We start from the raw sequence: 17,263 nt of genomic DNA, 5'->3' as shown, positions 1-17,263 counted from the left end.
ATGGCGACGGCGGCAGTGCACGCGGAAGGCATCGTCAAGCGCTTCGGCCCGACCGTCGCGCTCGACGGGGTGCGGCTCACCGTCGCGCCCGGCGAGTCCCACGCACTCGTCGGGCGCAACGGCGCCGGCAAGTCCACGCTCGTCAGCGTCCTCACCGGACTGCACCGACCGGACGCGGGCACCGTCACCTTCGGCGGCGAGCCGGCCCCCGCCTTCGGCGACACGGCGGCCTGGCAGTCCAAGGTCGCCTGCGTCTACCAGAAGTCCATGGTGGTCCCCGATCTGACCGTCGCCGAGAACCTCTTCCTGGGCCGCTTCGAGGCCGGCCGTCGCACGATCAGCTGGCGCAGACTCCGGCAGCGAGCCGCGGAGCTGCTCGCCGAGTACGGGGTGAACGTCGACCCCACCGCACGGGTGAAGGACCTCGCCGTCGAGCAGCGGCAGTTCGTCGAGATCGCGCGGGCACTGTCCTTCGGCGCGAGGCTCATCATCCTCGACGAGCCGACCGCACAGCTCGACGCACGGGGCATCCAGCGGCTGTTCGCGAAACTCCGCGAACTGCAGGGCCAGGGAGTGGCGTTCCTCTTCATCTCCCACCATCTGCAGGAGGTGTACGAACTGTGCACCGCCGTCACCGTCTGTCGCGACGCCCGCCATGTCCTCACCGCGCCCGTCGCCGAGCTCGCCAAGGACGACCTGGTCGCCGCCATGACCGGCGAGGCCACCAGCGGCACCTCCGCCTGGCACGCCCCGGCGCACACCGTACGGGACGCCGAACCGGTCCTGCGCACCGAAGGGCTCGCCCTGGACGGCCGGTTCGAGCCGCTGGACCTGGAGGTGCGGGCGGGCGAGGTGCTCGGGCTCGCGGGCGCCGCCGCCAGCGGCAACACGGCACTCGGCGAGACCCTGGCGGGGCTGCGCAAGGCGACCGCGGGACGGATCACCGTACGCGGCAGAACCGTCCGCCCGGGCAGCGTGCCGCACGCACTCGACGCCGGGATCGGCTACATCCCCGAGGACCGGCACATCCAGGGCCTCGTCCCCGACCGCAGCGTCGCCGAGAACGCCACGCTCACGGTCGCCGACCAGCTCGGCCCGTGGGGGACCGTACTGCCCTCTCGTACAAGGGAATTCGCCCAGTCCGTGATCAGATCACTCGACATCAAGACCCAGGGCCCCCAGCAGAACGTGTCCGGGCTCTCGGGAGGCAACCAGCAGAAGGTCGTCGTCGCCCGCGCCCTTGCCCGCAGGCCCAGCGCGCTGGTCGCCGTCCGGCCCACCGCGGGGGTGGACGTCAAGTCGAAGGACGCGCTGCTCGGCGTGGTCCGCAGGGTGGCCGACGAAGGCAGCGCGGCCGTCATCATCTCGGACGAGCTGGACGATCTGCGGGTGTGCGACCGGGTGCTCGCCCTCTTCCACGGACGGATCGTCGCCGGCTTCGGGACCGGGTGGACCGACCGCGAACTGGTCGCCGCCATGGAAGGTGTGGGGGCCTTGGGGGAGGAGCGGGAATGACCGACACGATACGGCCCGTGGCGGCCGAGGACCTCACGGCCGAGAGGCCGCTGAACCGGCTGCGGCTGATCCGGTGGAGCGACTTCTCGCTCGTGCCGGTGATCCTGGTGCTGATGGTGATCGGCTTCATCGTCTCGCCGGTCTTCCTCACCTCCAACAACCTCATCAGCGTCGTCCAGCAGTCGTCCGAGCTGAGCCTGCTGGTGCTCGGCCAGGCGCTCATCCTCATCTGCGGCCGGATGGACCTGTCACTGGAGTCGACGATCGGCATCGCCCCGGTCATCGCCATGTGGCTGGTCCTGCCGGCCGAGGGCGGCCGCTTCGCCGGCCTCGAACTCCTCCCGGTCTGGACGGCCATTCCCGTCTGCCTGCTGGCCGGGCTCGCCATCGGCGCGATCAACGGCTTCCTGATGCTCAAACTGCGGGTCAACGGCTTCATTGCCACGCTCGGGATGCTGACCATGCTGCGGGGACTCCATATCGGCATCACCGAGGGCAAGTCGATCACCGATGTGCCGGAGTCCTTCCGCTACCTCGGCAAGACCGACTGGCTGGGCGCGCCCGCCGCCGTCTGGATCTGCCTGGCGCTCTTCGCGATCGGCGGCGTGGCCCTGGCGTATCTGCGCCACGGGCGTGCGCTGTACGCGATCGGCGGGAACGCGGAGGCGGCGCGGGCCGCCGGCATCCGCGTCGACCGCATCACCTGGACCGTCCTCGCGATCGGCGGGCTGCTGGCGGCGTTCGCGGGCATCCTGTACACCGGCCATTACGGGTCGGTGGCGGCCACCCAGGGCAACGGGTGGATCTTCCAGGTCTTCGCGGCGGCCGTGATCGGCGGGATCAGCCTCAAGGGGGGCCGCGGGACGCTCTTCGGTGCGCTGACGGGTGTGCTGACGCTCCAGCTGGTCGTCAACGTGATGACGCTGGGCGGGGTGCCGGCGCTGTGGAACCAGTTCCTCAACGGCGCGATCATCATCGCCGCGCTGGTCATCTCGCGCTTCGCGAGCGGCGAGAAGCAGGACTAGCCTCGGGCTTTTCGTGTACACGGGGTCCGAACCCGGACCCGTGTACACGGCCTCCTCTGCCGGCCTCCAGAGCCGAGAAGGGTTACGGGTGCGAGCACGTCAAGCGGCGGTCAGCGAGACTTCAAAACGCTGTAGTCGGCACCGAGGACTACGCCGACGTCCCGTGGCGCCTGGCGCCTCAGACGCCAGAACGTCCGGAAAGCACTAGAGCGTCGACCTCAGCCACTGCTCCACGCTCGCGATGTGCACCGTCGCCCACGAACGCGCCGCCTCCGCGTCCCGGTCCCTGAGCGCCGCCAGGATCGCGCGGTGCTCATGGAGCGTGCGGCTGACCGCGTTCTCCTGGGTGAGACCGCGCCACACACGGGCCCGCGTGGTCGGCCCGGAGAGGCCGTCGAGCAGTGAGCAGAGCACGGAGTTGCCGGATGACTGGACGATGCCCCGGTGGAACTCCAGGTCCGCGGCGACCAGTTCCTCCACCGAGGGCTCCGGCCCCAGCGCGTCCAGCTGGGAACTCAGCACATCCAGCTCCGCCTCGCCGATCCGGGACGCCGCCATCGCCGTCGCGGCCGGCTCCAGGATGCGGCGTACGGCCAGGAACTCCAGGACCGTGTCGTCCCGGTGGAAGTCCACGACGAAGCTCAGCGCCTCCAGCAGCAGCTGGGGGTCCAGACTCGTGACGTACGTACCGTCGCCCTGCCGTACGTCGAGAATGCGGATCAGCGACAGCGCGCGCACCGCCTCGCGCAGCGAGTTCCGGGACAGGCCCAGCTCGGCGGCGAGTTCGCTCTCCTTGGGGAGCCGGTCGCCGGGCTGCAACGCACCCGAGACGATCATTCCCTTGATCTTCTCGATGGCCTCGTCGGTGACAGCCATGACGTTCCCCCTCGCGCTCATCCCTCGAGTCATCCGATGTCTGAGCGTACAACGAGGGCGGCTCCCCAAGGAGCCGCCCTCGTCGACGGAGAAACGCCCTGCCGTCAGGCCTTCTCGCCCAGCAGGTTCTCGACCTTGCCACGGATCTCGTCCGTCGCGAGCCCCCGTATCGTCAGCGTCGTACGGCGGCGCAGCACGTCGTCCGCCGTCTCGGCCCACTCGTGGTCGCGCGCGTACACGACCTGTGCCCAGATCTCGGGTGCGTCCGGGTGGATGCGCTCGGCCAGTCCCGGGTTGTCGTTCGCCAGGCGCGCGATGTCGAAGGACAGCGAGCCGTAGTGCGTGGCCAGGTGGCGCGCGGTGTCGGCGGCCATGCGCGGGCCGGGCGCCGGGCCGTCCACCAGCAGGCGGTGGGCGACGGCGCGCGGGTTGGCGATGCCGGGCAGCGGGAGCTTCTTCGGCAGCTGCGCGATCGGCTCCATGTCGTCGGCGAGCGGCCGGCCCGGCAGCTCGGCCAGCTTGTTCATCACCGTACGGCCGATGTGGCGGAAGGTCGTCCACTTGCCGCCGGCCACCGACAGCATGCCGCCGCGGCCCTCGGTGACGACCGTCTCGCGCTTGGCCTTCGAGGTGTCGCCGGGGCCGCCCGGCAGCACCCGCAGACCCGCGAACGAGTAGGTGATCAGGTCGCGGGACAGCTGCTGGTCACGGATGGAGAACGCGGCCTCGTCGAGTATCTGGGCCACGTCCTTCTCGTTGACCGCGACATCCGCCGGATCGCCCTCGTACTCCTCGTCGGTCGTACCGAGCAGCAGCATGTCCTCCCAGGGGAGGGCGAAGGTGATGCGGTACTTGTCGATCGGGGTGGCGAGGGCCGCCCGCCACGGCGAGGTGCGCTTCAGCACCAGGTGCGCGCCCTTGGAGAGGCGGATGGAGGGCGCCGCGTTCGGGTCCTCCATCTTCCGCAGGTGGTCCACCCAGGGACCGGTCGCGTTCAGCACCAGGCGGGCGGTGACGCCGAACTCGGCACCGTCCGTACGGTCCTTGAGCTCGGCGCCCGTGACCCGGCCCCGGGTGAAGCGGAGCCCGGTGACCTCGGCGTGGTTGAGGACGACCGCACCCGCGTCGACGGCCGCGCGGACCGTCATCAGCGCCATCCGGGCGTCGTTCATCTGGTCGTCGCCGTACACGGCCACGGCCTTGAGGTTCTCCGTACGCAGCTCGGGCACATCACGCTGCGCCTTCGCGGCGGAGATGACGTGGCCGACGCCGTCACCGAACGCGGAGAGCGCCGAGTAGGCGAAGACGCCCGCGCCGAGCTTGGCGGCGCCGTGCGGGCCGCCCTTGTAGACCGGCAGGTAGAAGGTGAGCGGGTTGGACAGGTGGGGGGCCACCTGACGGGAGACCGCACGGCGCTCGAAGTGGTTCTCCGCGACCAGCTTCACCGCGCCGGTCTGCAGATAGCGCAGACCGCCGTGGAGCAGCTTGGAGGAGGCGGAGGAGGTGGCGCCGGCGAAGTCGCCGGCGTCCACCAGCGCCACCCGCAGCCCGGCCTGCGCGGCATGCCAGGCAGTGGATATGCCCAGGATGCCGCCGCCGATCACCAGGAGGTCGTATGTCGCCTTGGCAAACTGCTCCCGGGTCTCGGCGCGGCTCGGCAGGGAACCGGAGGCCGGGCGCGTCCCCAGGGCGGGGACGCTCTGCAGGGTGGTCATCTTCGATAGCTCCTCGTCAGCTCTCGTGCTCGATCCAGCCCATGGTCCGTTCGACGGCCTTGAGCCAGAGCTTGTATTCGCGGTCGCGCTCGGCCGCGTCCATACGGGGGGTCCATTCGGCGGCCCGGCGCCAGTTGGCGCGGAGCGCGTCGGTGTCCGGCCAGAAGCCGACGGCCAGGCCGGCGGCGTAGGCAGCGCCGAGGCAGGTCGTCTCGGCGACCATCGGACGCACCACGGGGGCGTCCAGGACGTCCGCGAGGGTCTGCATCAGCAGGTTGTTGGAGGTCATTCCGCCGTCGACCTTGAGCGCGGTCAGTTCGACACCCGAGTCCTTGGTCATGGCGTCGGTGATCTCGCGGGTCTGCCAGGCGGTGGCCTCGAGAACGGCGCGGGCGATGTGCGCCTTGGTCACGTACCGGGTGAGTCCGGCGATCACACCGCGGGCGTCGGAGCGCCAGTACGGGGCGAAGAGACCGGAGAAGGCCGGGACGAAGTAGGCGCCGCCGTTGTCCTCGACGCTCGAGGCGAGGGTCTCGATCTCGGCGGCGGAGTTGATCAGGCCCATCTGGTCGCGCATCCACTGGACGAGCGCGCCGGTGACGGCGATGGAGCCCTCCAGGGAGTACACCGGCTCCTGGTCGCCGATCTTGTAGCCGACGGTGGTGATCAGGCCCGAGTAAGAGTTGATGATCTTGTTGCCGGTGTTCATCAGCAGGAAGGTGCCGGTGCCGTACGTGGACTTCGCCTCGCCCTCGGCGAAACACGTCTGGCCGAACAGCGCGGCCTGCTGGTCGCCGAGCGCGGAGGCGACCGGGATGCCGTCCAGGACGCCGCCCTTGACGTGCCCGTACACCTCGGCGGAGGAGCGGATCTCCGGCAGCACGGCCATGGGGACCTCCATGGACTGGGCGATCTTCTCGTCCCACTCCATGGTGTGGAGGTTCATCAGCATGGTCCGGGAGGCGTTGGTGACGTCGGTGACGTGGTGACCGCCGTCGACTCCGCCCGTGAGGTTCCAGATGACCCAGGAGTCCATGGTCCCGAAGAGGATCTCGCCGCGCTCGGCGCGCTCGCGCAGGCCCGGGACGTTGTCCAGCAGCCAGCGGACCTTGGGGCCGGAGAAGTAGCTCGCGAGCGGAAGACCGGTCTCGCGGCGGAAACGGTCCTGGCCTACGTTGCGGCCGAGTTCCCTGCAGAGCGCGTCGGTGCGGGTGTCCTGCCAGACGAGGGCGTTGTGGACGGGCTCACCGGTGTTCTTGTCCCACAGCAGCGTGGTCTCGCGCTGGTTGGTGATGCCGATGGCCTTGACGTCTGCGGCGGCGATGCCGCCCTTCTCGAGGGCGCCGGCGACGACTTCCTGGACGTTGGTCCAGATCTCGGCGGCGTTGTGCTCCACCCAGCCCGGCTTCGGGAAGATCTGCTCGTGCTCCTTCTGGTCGACCGAGACGATCCGGCCGTCCTTGTCGAAGACGATGCAGCGGGAGGAGGTGGTGCCCTGGTCGATGGCCGCGATGAACGGGCCGGCGGTGTGTGCGTCGGTCACAGTGTGCTCCTGTAAGTCTGAGGGAAGGACGTACGGCTCGTACGGCTCAGGCGAACGCGATCTGGTAGATACCCGCGGCGATAGCGCCACCGATCAGCGGTCCCACGACGGGGATCCAGGAGTACCCCCAGTCGGAGCCGCCCTTGTTGGGCATCGGGAGCAGGGCGTGCACGATGCGCGGGCCGAGGTCACGGGCGGGGTTGATGGCGTAGCCGGTGGGGCCGCCGAGCGAGAAGCCGATACTGGCGACGACGAGGGCGACGATCAGTCCGCCGAGCGTGCCGAGGCCCTTGCCGCTGTCGTTGAGGCCCATGGTGAGTACGGCCAGGACGAGCACGACCGTACCGATGATCTCGGTGGCCAGGTTCTGCCAGACGTTACGAACCTCCGGGCCGGTGGAGAAGATGCCCAGCACAGGGCCCGCCTTCGGGGCGGCGGGCTCGGTGACCAGGCCCTCCTCGTGCGGAGGCTGGGCGAGGATCTCCGGATCCGTCAGATGGGCCTTGAACTGGCCGTAGTACGCGACCCAGGCCAGGAAGGCACCGAGCATGGCGCCGATCAGCTGGCCCGCGACGTAGACCGGAACGGTGCTCCAGTCTCCGCTGGTGATCGCGATACCCAGCGTGACCGCCGGGTTGAGGTGCGCACCGGACAGGGGGCCCGCGATGTAGACCGCAGTCATGACCGCGAAGCCCCACCCGAAGGCGATGGCGACCCAGCCGGCGCCCTGCGCCTTGGAGCGCTTGAGTACGACGGCGGCGACAACGCCGGCGCCGAGCAGGATGAGAACGGCGGTACCAATGATCTCGCCGATGAAGATGTCGGAGCTGGACACCCGCGACTCCTTTGTCCTTCGTCCAGGGGAAGGCGAACCGACGGGTCCCTCCGCGGTCCGCGCCCTCGGGGGTGAGAGCGATACCGGCCTTGGCGTTGCCACACTGTAGCGCTTATTGCCGTTAGGTGTTCGGCAATGCCGACCGGTGAACGGCAGTTTTGCCCCCTGGTAAACATGACGTCAAGGGTTGTGTGGCCGATAACCCGATCGTTATCGATGATGCGCCTGAACGGCTCGAATCGCCTGGCGTGACAGGGGTGGCACCGCATGGGTGCAGGTCAGCCGCACGTCCGTCGGTCGGACGTGCGGCTGAGGCTGGAGACGTGACCGGCGCCGGTGTTCAGAACCGCCCGGCACCCAGGTCGCGGGAGACGGCGCGCGCGCAGTCCCGTACCGCCGCCACCAACTCCGAGCGCAGTTCCTGGCCGTCGCAGACCCGCTCCACCGCGCCCGTGATCGCCACCGCGCCCACCGGCATGCGGCGCCGGTCGTGAATGGGCGCGGCCACCGCGGCGACGCCCTCCCAGGTCTCCTCGACATCGTCCGCCCAGCCCCGCGCCCGCGTCAGGTCGAGCACCCCCTCGAAGCCCTTGAGGTCGGTGACGGTCCGTGCGGTGAACGCCTTCCGGTCGAGCTCCAGGGCCTCGCTGTGCGCCACCGGGTCGTACGCCGACAGCACCTTCCCCAGCGCCGTGGAGTGCAGCGGCTGCATCGCCCCGATCTCCAGCACCTGTCGGCTGTCGTCCGGCCGGAACACGTGGTGGACGATGAGCACGCCGTACTGGTGCAGCACTCCCAGGTGGACGGTCTCGCCGCTGGAGCGGGCCAGATCGTCCGTCCAGACCAGGGCGCGGGCCCGCAGCTCGTGCACGTCCAGATAGCTGTTGCCGAGCCGCAGCAGCTCCGCCCCCAGCTGATAGCGGCCGGACGCCGCGTCCTGCTCGACGAAGCCCTCCGCCTGCAGTGTGCGCAGAATGCCGTGCGCCGTCCCCTTGGCGAGGCCCAGCGAAGAAGCGATGTCGGACAGCCCGAGCCGGCGCTCACCGCCCGCGAGCAGTCGCAGCATCGCCGCCGCTCGTTCAAGCGACTGGATGTTCTTCGCCATCGCCGGCCCCTTCTCACCATCGTTCGACAATGCTGAACATTATCGGCCCATGTCGAATCCCTGTTACCGCCAGGACAGTGTGTCAAGACCGAGCGGATCGAGACATCATCGAGTCATCACCCAGTCGCCGGAGACAGCATGCCGTCCACCGGCTGGGACGGGACGCCGCACCTCAGTACGCCCGGCTACTCTGGCCGGGTGCGCCTTCCGCAGGGGAGCCGCAAAGCCGACAGCCGTCGCATCCCAGGGAGCACTTCCATGGCCTCGTTGCCGACCCCTTCCGCCGACAGCCGGATTTCCGCCGACAGCAGGACCCGGGCCGCCGCCCTCCGCGAGGCCCTGGCCACCCGTGTGGTGGTGGCCGACGGGGCGATGGGCACGATGCTCCAGGCACAGGACCCCACCCTCGACGACTTCCAGCACCTCGAGGGCTGCAACGAGATCCTCAACGTGACCCGCCCCGACATCGTGCGCTCGGTGCACGAGGCGTACTTCGCGGTGGGCGTCGACTGCGTCGAGACGAACACCTTCGGTGCGAACTTCGCGGCCCTGGGGGAGTACGACGTCGCCGAGCGGGTGTACGAGCTGTCCGAGGCGGGTGCCCGGATCGCCCGTGAGGCCGCCGACGAGTACACGGTCTCCTCGGGGCAGCAGCGGTGGGTGCTGGGCTCGATGGGGCCCGGTACGAAGCTGCCCACGCTGGGCCATGCCCCGTACACCCTGCTGCGTGACGCGTACCAGCAGAACGCGGAGGGGATGATCGCGGGCGGCGCGGACGCGCTCCTCGTCGAGACCACCCAGGACCTCCTCCAGACCAAGGCCGCCGTTCTCGGTGCCCGCCGGGCTCTTGAGGCCATCGGCTGCGACCTGCCGCTGATCGTGTCGGTCACCGTCGAGACCACGGGCACGATGCTGCTGGGCTCGGAGATCGGTGCGGCGCTGACGGCGCTGGAGCCGCTGGGCATCGACATGATCGGTCTGAACTGTGCGACCGGCCCGGCCGAGATGAGCGAGCATCTGCGCTATCTCGCCCGCCACTCCCGTATCCCGCTGTCCTGCATGCCGAATGCCGGTCTGCCGGTCCTGGGCAAGGACGGGGCGCACTACCCGCTGACCGCCCCCGAGCTCGCCGACGCGCAGGAGACGTTCGTGCGCGAGTACGGGCTCTCCCTGGTGGGTGGCTGCTGTGGTACGACGCCGGAGCATCTGCGGCAGGTGGTGGAACGGGTCCGTGGCCTTGCTCCGACCGTGCGTGAGCCGCGCCCGGAGCCGGGGGCCGCGTCGCTGTATCAGACGGTTCCGTTCCGGCAGGACACGTCGTACCTGGCGATCGGTGAGCGGACGAATGCGAACGGGTCGAAGAAGTTCCGTGAGGCGATGCTGGACGGCCGGTGGGACGACTGCGTGGAGATGGCGCGGGACCAGATCCGTGAGGGCGCGCACATGCTCGACCTGTGTGTCGACTATGTCGGCCGGGACGGTGTCGCTGACATGGAGGAGCTGGCGGGCCGGTTCGCCACCGCCTCGACGCTGCCGATCGTGCTGGACTCCACGGAGGTGGAGGTCATCCGGGCCGGGCTGGAGAAGCTGGGTGGCCGCGCGGTGATCAACTCGGTGAACTACGAGGACGGTGACGGTCCCCAGTCGCGGTTCGCGAAGGTCACCCGGCTGGCGCAGGAGCACGGTGCGGCGTTGATCGCGCTCACCATCGACGAGGAGGGCCAGGCCCGTACGGTCGCGAAGAAGGTCGAGATCGCCGAGCGGCTGATCGCGGACCTCACGGCGAACTGGGGCATCCGCGAGTCGGACATTCTGATCGACGCGCTCACGTTCACGATCTGCACCGGGCAGGAGGAGTCCCGCAAGGACGGCATCGCGACGATCGAGGCGATCCGCGAGCTCAAGCGCCGCCACCCGGATGTGCAGACCACTCTTGGTCTGTCGAACATCTCCTTCGGCCTCAACCCCGCCGCCCGCATCCTGCTCAACTCGGTCTTCCTGGACGAGTGCGTCAAGGCCGGGCTGGACTCGGCGATCGTGCACGCCAGCAAGATCCTTCCCATCGCCCGCTTCGACGAGGAGCAGGTCTCCACGGCGCTCGATCTGATCTACGACCGGCGCTCCGAGGGCTACGACCCGCTGCAGAAGCTGATGGCGCTCTTCGAGGGCGTGGACACCAAGTCGATGAAGGCCGGCAAGGCCGAGGAGCTGCTCGCGCTGCCGCTGGAGGAGCGTCTCAAGCGCCGCATCATCGACGGCGAGAAGAACGGTCTGGAGGCCGACCTCGACGAGGCCCTCAAGGACCGCCCCGCCCTCGACATCGTCAACGAGACCCTGCTGGACGGCATGAAGGTCGTCGGCGAGCTGTTCGGCTCCGGCCAGATGCAGCTGCCGTTCGTCCTCCAGTCCGCCGAGGTGATGAAGTCCGCAGTGGCCTATCTGGAGCCGCACATGGAGAAGTCGGACGCGGAAGGCAAGGGCACCATCGTGCTCGCGACCGTCCGCGGCGACGTCCACGACATCGGCAAGAACCTGGTGGACATCATCCTGTCCAACAACGGCTACAACGTGGTCAACCTGGGCATCAAGCAGCCCGTCTCGGCGATCCTGGAGGCCGCCGAGGAGCACCGTGCGGACGTCATCGGCATGTCCGGCCTCCTCGTCAAGTCCACCGTGATCATGAAGGAGAACCTGGAGGAGCTGAACCAGCGCAAGCTGGCGGCCGAGTACCCGGTGATCCTCGGCGGGGCCGCGCTGACGCGTGCGTACGTCGAACAGGACCTGTACGAGATCTACGAGGGCGAGGTGCGCTACGCCCGCGACGCGTTCGAGGGCCTGCGCCTGATGGACGCCCTGATCGCGGTCAAGCGCGGCATCCCCGGCGCCGTTCTCCCCGAGCTCAAGCAGCGCCGGGTCCGGGCCACGACCAGTGCCGTCGCGGAGGACCGTGTCGAGGAAGGCGCGGCACGTTCCGACGTCGCCACCGACAACCGCGTCCCCGAGCCGCCCTTCTGGGGCACCCGTGTCGTCAAGGGCATCCAGCTCAAGGAGTACGCCTCCTGGCTCGACGAAGGCGCTCTCTTCAAGGGCCAGTGGGGACTCAAGCAGGCCCGCACCGGTGACGGCCCGACGTACGAGGAGCTCGCCGAGACCGAGGGCCGCCCGCGGCTGCGCGGCTGGCTGGACCAGCTGCACACCCGGAACATGCTGGAGGCCGCCGTCGTCTACGGCTACTTCCCCTGCGTGTCCAAGGGCGACGACCTGATCCTCCTCAACGAGGACGGCTCCGAGCGCACCCGCTTCACCTTCCCGCGCCAGCGCCGCGGCCGGCGCCTGTGCCTCGCCGACTTCTTCCGCCCGGAGGAGTCCGGCGAGACCGACGTGGTCGGCCTCCAGGTCGTCACCGTCGGCTCGAAGATCGGCGAGGCCACGGCCAAGCTCTTCGAGTCCGACTCGTACCGCGACTACCTCGAACTGCACGGCCTGTCCGTCCAGTTGGCCGAGGCGCTCGCCGAGTACTGGCACGCCCGCGTCCGTAGCGAGCTCGGCTTCGGCGGCGAGGACCCGGCGGACATCGAGGACATGTTCGCGCTCAAGTACCGCGGAGCCCGCTTCTCCCTCGGTTACGGTGCGTGCCCGGATCTGGAGGACCGCGCGAAGATCGCGGAGCTGCTCGAACCCGAGCGGATCGGCGTCAAGCTCTCCGAGGAGTTCCAGCTCCACCCCGAGCAGTCCACGGACGCGATCGTGATCCACCACCCCGAGGCGAAGTACTTCAACGCCCGGTAGCACGCTGCCGGGGGCCGGTCCCGGGACCGGCCCCGGGGGGCCGGGGGTCCGGACGGCGGCCCCGGAAAATTCGGCAACGCGCGGTAGGCAACACGTGGGACAAGCGATTCGCGCATTTCGGCCGCGTGAGTCGTACAATGGTCGGTCCAGTGCAGGCCGGTCGTCCTCCCTCACCGGGAGGGCGACCGGCCTTCTCGTCCCTTCCGGAGGTGTGCCGATGACCAGCACGGTCCCCGCGTCCTTGGCCCGTACGGCGGGCGGCTCCGCCCTGCAAGCCGTCTTCCTCGACATGGACGGCACCCTGGTGGACACCGAGGGGTTCTGGTGGGACGCCGAGGTGGAGGTCTTCGCCGACCTCGGGCACGACCTGGACGAGGCATGGCGGGACGTGGTGGTCGGCGGTCCGATGACCCGTAGCGCGGGCTATCTCATCAAGGCGACCGGCGCGGACATCAGCCTCGCGGAGCTCACCGTGCTCCTCAACGAACGCTTCGAGGACCGGATCGCCCGCGGTGTGCCGCTGATGCCGGGCGCCGAGCGGCTGCTCGCCGAGCTTGCCGAGCACAACATCCCCACCGCCCTGGTCTCCGCCTCGCACCGGCGCATCATCGACCGCGTGCTGGCCTCCCTGGGCCGTGACCGGTTCGCGCTCACGGTCGCGGGCGACGAGGTGGCCCGTACCAAGCCGCACCCGGACCCGTATCTGTTCGCCGCCCGCGGCCTGGGCGCCGAGCCCCCGCGCTGCGCCGTCATCGAGGACACCGCCACCGGTGTCGCCTCGGCCGAGGCCGCCGGCTGCATGGTCGTCGCCGTCCCGTCCGTCGCCCCGATCGCTCCCGGTGACGGCCGCGTGGTCGTGGGCTCGCTCGAGGAAGTCGACCTGTCCTTCCTGCACACCTTCATCACCCGAATGAACTAAGGCGCACACCCAGTGTGTCCTTCAAATCTGTCGGAAACTCTGGGCATCGGGCCGTGTATTTTCCGTAACCCCGCTCGGGCGTGACGTTCGTCACTCGAAGTGACGTCCGAATTCGCGATTCATGCGGCCCGGGCCCGGTCTGGGGCGTTTCGGGCGTGACCTTGTGTCCGGATTGATGGGGCGGTGTACGAATCATCCGGCCGCATGGGTATCGATATGCCGTCATTCCTGATCACCGTGCGATGACGCCCCAACTCGGGCCCGGTCCAGGACTCGTGGCGTCTCCCACTAATCTCGACGTGAGAACTTCGCCGCATCCCCTTGTGCCCCGGACGCCAACCGCATCGTCATGGGGCGCAGACCCGATCGCTCGCAATCCCGGTCCGATCGCACCGCCCCGACCGGGCGGCCGCGGCGGAGTGTCCCGTACACCGCTGTATCCCAGTGAGGGATGAGGGAGAAACGTCCACGATGAACCGCAAGACACTGGTGCTGCCGGCCCTGGCGGGCCTGCTCGCCCCCGTACTCGCCGCCTGTGGTACTTCGGGCAGTGGGTCCGACGGCGGCGACGCCATTGTCGTGGGCACCACGGACCAGTTCGTCGCCAACAGTGACGCCCCTGCCCCCTTCGACCCGGCCTACGCGTACGACACCGGCGCCTGGAACGTCCTCCGCCAGACCCAGCAGACGCTGATGCACGTCCCGCGCGGCGGCGGCGAGCCCGTGCCCGAGGCCGCGTCCCGCTGCACCTTCACGGACACCGAGAGCGAGAGCTACCGCTGCACGCTCCGGGACGGCCTGCAGTTCTCCGACGGCAAGCCCGTGACCGCCGAGGACGTGAAGTTCTCCATCGAGCGTGTCCTGAACATCAAGTCGGACAACGGTGCGGCCGGTCTGCTGGCCAACATCGACACCATCGAGGTCAAGGACGACAAGGAGCTCGTCTTCCACCTCACCACGCCCGACGCCACGTTCCCGTACAAGCTCTCGACGCCCGTGGCCGGCATCGTCAGCCGCGACGCGTACGACGGCAAGAAGCTGCGCGAGGGCTTCGAGGCCAGCGGCTCCGGCCCCTACACCCTGAAGGCCGAGACCGAAGGCGACAAGCTCGTCAAGGCCGTGTTCACCAAGAACCCCCACTACAAGGGCGACCTGAAGCTGCGCAACAGCAAGGTCGAGCTGCGCTCCTTCCCGGACGCCGAGACCATGGGCTCGGCCCTGGAGTCCGGCGCGATCGACATGATGGCCCGCGCCATGTCGCCCGAGCAGATCAAGGACCTCACGGAGAGCCCCAAGGAGGGCATCGAGCTCAGCGAGATGCCCGGCCTGGAGATCCGCTACCTGGCCTTCAACACCAAGGACCCGTCCGTGAAGGACAAGGCGGTCCGCCAGGCCATGGCGGCCGTCATCGACCGCGGCCAGATCGCGAGCAAGGTGTACGGCGCGACCGCCGAGCCGCTCTACTCGCTGATCCCGTCGAGCATCGCCGCGCACACCAACTCGTTCTTCGACAAGTACGGCGAGCCGGACCGCAGCAAGGCCGCCGGCATCCTCCGCGGCGCCGGGATCGACACCCCGGTCAAGCTCACCCTGCACTACACCACCGACCACTACGGCCCCGGTACGGCCAAGGAGTTCGCGGCGTTGCGCGACCAGCTCAACGCCACCAAGCTCTTCGACGTCACCGTCCAGGGCACCGAGTGGTCGAAGTACCGTCCCGCCCAGAAGCGCGGCGACTACGCCGTCTACGGCCTCGGCTGGTTCCCGGACTTCCCGGACCCGGACAACTACATCGCCCCGTTCCTGGACAAGGACAACTTCCTCAACACCCCCTACGTGAGCACCGTCGCCCGCAACGTGCTCATCCCCGAGTCCCGACGCCAGGCGGACCGCAGCGCCGCGTCCGAGCCCTTCAACAAGCTGCAGGACATCGTCGCCACCGATGTGCCGGTGCTGCCGCTGTGGCAGGGCAAGCAGTACGTCGCCGCCCGGTCGGACATCACCGGCGTCGAGTGGACCCTCAACTCCTCCTCCGACCTGCAGTTGTGGGAGCTGGCCCGCGGTACCGCCTGATCCGCGGCACCGCCTGACCTTCAGTACCCGGCCGTGAACGTCGCGGCCTGTCATGAGAGCAAGAGGCAAGGTTCTGTGAAGGCAAGAGTCAAGACATGGACGGTCCCACTCGCCGCGGGGCTTTCCGCCGCTCTGCTGGCGGGCTGTGGGGCGGACAAGGGCGACGGGGAGTCGGGTGACGCCGCAAAGGTGGTCGTCGGCATGTCCGACGAGGTCCTGGCCACAGACCCGGCGGACGGCTACGACCCCGGCTCGTGGCTGCTGTTCAACAATGTCTTCCAGTCCCTGATGAGCTTCCCCAAGGGCGGGTTGGACCCGCAGCCCGAGGCCGCCGAGAAGTGCGGCTTCGACGGCGGGCGCAGCACCGTCTACCGCTGCACGCTGCGCGAGGGCCTGAAGTTCAGCAACGGCAACGCGCTGACGTCGGAGGACGTCAAGTTCTCCTTCGAGCGCGCGCTGAAGATCGACAGCGATTCCGGCCCGGTCCCGCTGCTGTCCACCATCGACCGCATCGAGACCCCCGACGAGCTGACCGTCGTCTTCCATCTGAAGGTGCCCGACGCCACGTTCCCCAGCAAGATCGCCTCGGGTGCGGGCTCCATCGTCGACCACCGTGAGTACGAGGCCGGCTCGCTGCGCACCGACGGCAAGGCGGTCGGCTCGGGCCCGTACAAGCTCGACTCGTTCAGTGACACGGAGGCGGTCTTCTCGGTCAACCCCGAGTACAAGGGCACCGCCGAGGTGAAGAACGGCGGCGTGAAGCTCACCCTCTTCCACGGCGACCAGAAGCAGCTCGGCACCGCCCTCAAGCAGGGTGACGTCGACGTCGCGTACCGAGGACTCACCGCCCCGGACATCGCCACGCTCCAGGGCTCCCTCACCGCCGACGACGAGCAGATCCAGGTCGTCGAGGGTTCCAGCGCCGAGGTCCAGCACCTGGTCTTCAACATGAAGGACCCGATCGCGGGCAAGCCTGCGGTGCGCCAGGCCTTCGCGTATCTCGTCGACCGGGACGCCCTCGTCCGCGACGTCTACCAGGCCACCGCGACCCCGCTGTACTCGATCGTCCCGGCCGGTATCGGCACCCACAGCACGGCCTTCTTCGACCGCTACGGCGGCACCCCCCAGCCCGCCAAGGCCCGCAAGGCGCTGCGGTCGGCGGGCATCACGGACAAGGTGGAGCTCACCCTCTGGTCCACGCCGAGCCGCTACGGCCCCGCCACCGACCAGGAGCTGAAGGCGATCGCCAAGCAGCTCAACGACAGCGGGCTGTTCGAGGCCACCGTCAAGTCCGTCGAGTTCGAGCAGTACGAGAAGGACGTCAAGGCCGGCAAGTACGGCGTCTATGTGAAGGGCTGGATCCCGGACTACCCGGACCCCGACAACTTCACCGCGCCGTTCTTCGGCCCCGACAACGTCCTGGGCAACAACTACGAGAACAAGCAGATCACCGGCAAGATCATCCCGGACACCTCGGCCATGGCGGACCGCGCGGCGACCGAGGCGAATTTCGCGCAGCTCCAGGACCTCGTCTCCGAGGACATCCCCGTCCTGCCGCTGTGGCAGGGCAAGCAGTACGCCGTCGCCCACGGCAACGTCACGGGCCTCGAGTGGACGCTCGACGCCTCGACGGTCTTCCGTTTCTGGGAGATCAAGAAGGGCTGATTTTCCAGCGGCCACCCGGCCGCGGGCTGACCGGCCGCCGCGTCGAGGAGATCGACCACCACCCGGACTCGGTCACGGTCCGCACGGGTGACGGCGCCGCGTACAGGGGCGCGGAGGTCGAACAGGAGACGGCCGAGGCCGTCCGCGCGGGCTGGCTCGACGACACCGCGCCCGATGCCGATCCGGCGCGCGCCGCCCTCGCC

Annotated in this window: 12 protein-coding genes; 7 read left to right on the top strand and 5 right to left on the bottom strand. The window is 69.1% G+C overall.

All coding sequences use genetic code 11. The features are described 5' to 3' along the window. Positions 1-1,515 (top strand): sugar ABC transporter ATP-binding protein, encoded by a 1,515-nt coding sequence (locus ACWCXB_RS13130; RefSeq protein ID WP_450722119.1) that lies wholly within the window; start codon positions 1-3, stop codon positions 1,513-1,515. Continuing rightward, positions 1,512-2,540 (top strand): ABC transporter permease, encoded by a 1,029-nt coding sequence (locus tag ACWCXB_RS13125; RefSeq protein ID WP_450722117.1) that lies wholly within the window; start codon positions 1,512-1,514, stop codon positions 2,538-2,540. The genes ACWCXB_RS13130 and ACWCXB_RS13125 overlap by 4 nt, the downstream gene beginning before the upstream one ends. Positions 2,541-2,744: 204 nt before the next feature. Here the strand turns inward: ACWCXB_RS13125 and ACWCXB_RS13120 are convergent, their stop codons facing one another. From ACWCXB_RS13120 to ACWCXB_RS13100, 5 genes are all read right to left on the bottom strand, one after another. Next, positions 2,745-3,416: a FadR/GntR family transcriptional regulator gene (locus ACWCXB_RS13120; protein WP_450722115.1), complete on the bottom strand. Its 672-nt coding sequence runs from the start codon at positions 3,414-3,416 to the stop codon at positions 2,745-2,747. Positions 3,417-3,520: 104 nt separating this feature from the next. Then, positions 3,521-5,131: an FAD-dependent oxidoreductase gene (locus ACWCXB_RS13115; protein WP_450722113.1), complete on the bottom strand. Its 1,611-nt coding sequence runs from the start codon at positions 5,129-5,131 to the stop codon at positions 3,521-3,523. Positions 5,132-5,147: 16 nt separating this feature from the next. Beyond that, complete coding sequence (glpK, locus tag ACWCXB_RS13110) at positions 5,148-6,674, bottom strand: glycerol kinase GlpK (RefSeq protein ID WP_450722111.1); 1,527 nt, start codon at positions 6,672-6,674, stop codon at positions 5,148-5,150. Between the two features lie 46 nt (positions 6,675-6,720). Next, positions 6,721-7,509, bottom strand: coding sequence for an MIP/aquaporin family protein (locus ACWCXB_RS13105; RefSeq protein WP_450722109.1), 789 nt, complete (start codon positions 7,507-7,509; stop codon positions 6,721-6,723). 340 nt (positions 7,510-7,849) lie between these two features. After that, on the bottom strand, positions 7,850-8,614 hold the full coding sequence (locus ACWCXB_RS13100) for an IclR family transcriptional regulator (protein WP_450722107.1): 765 nt from the start codon (positions 8,612-8,614) through the stop codon (positions 7,850-7,852). 258 nt (positions 8,615-8,872) lie between these two features. Between ACWCXB_RS13100 and metH the strand changes: the two genes are divergently transcribed. The 5 genes from metH to ACWCXB_RS13075 all read left to right on the top strand — a co-directional run. Next, positions 8,873-12,403 carry a methionine synthase gene (metH, locus tag ACWCXB_RS13095; protein ID WP_450722105.1) on the top strand — a complete coding sequence of 1,177 codons (3,531 nt, stop codon included), beginning with the start codon at positions 8,873-8,875 and terminating at the stop codon, positions 12,401-12,403. Between the two features lie 217 nt (positions 12,404-12,620). Further along, entirely contained in the window at positions 12,621-13,322 is a 702-nt protein-coding gene (locus ACWCXB_RS13090) for an HAD family hydrolase (RefSeq protein ID WP_450722103.1), read from the top strand. A 471-nt stretch (positions 13,323-13,793) separates the two neighbouring features. After that, entirely contained in the window at positions 13,794-15,395 is a 1,602-nt protein-coding gene (locus ACWCXB_RS13085; RefSeq protein WP_450722101.1) for an ABC transporter substrate-binding protein, read from the top strand. 75 nt (positions 15,396-15,470) lie between these two features. Beyond that, positions 15,471-17,060, top strand: a complete 1,590-nt coding sequence (locus tag ACWCXB_RS13080) for an ABC transporter substrate-binding protein (protein ID WP_450722099.1) — start codon at positions 15,471-15,473, stop codon at positions 17,058-17,060. Then, positions 17,006-17,263: hypothetical protein (locus tag ACWCXB_RS13075; protein WP_450722097.1), on the top strand; the 258-nt coding region annotated here is incomplete at its 3' end. The genes ACWCXB_RS13080 and ACWCXB_RS13075, both read left to right, overlap by 55 nt.

Source organism: Streptomyces sp. NPDC001514 (genome assembly GCF_053597075.1).
This window is presented reverse-complemented; position numbering and strand designations above follow the sequence as displayed.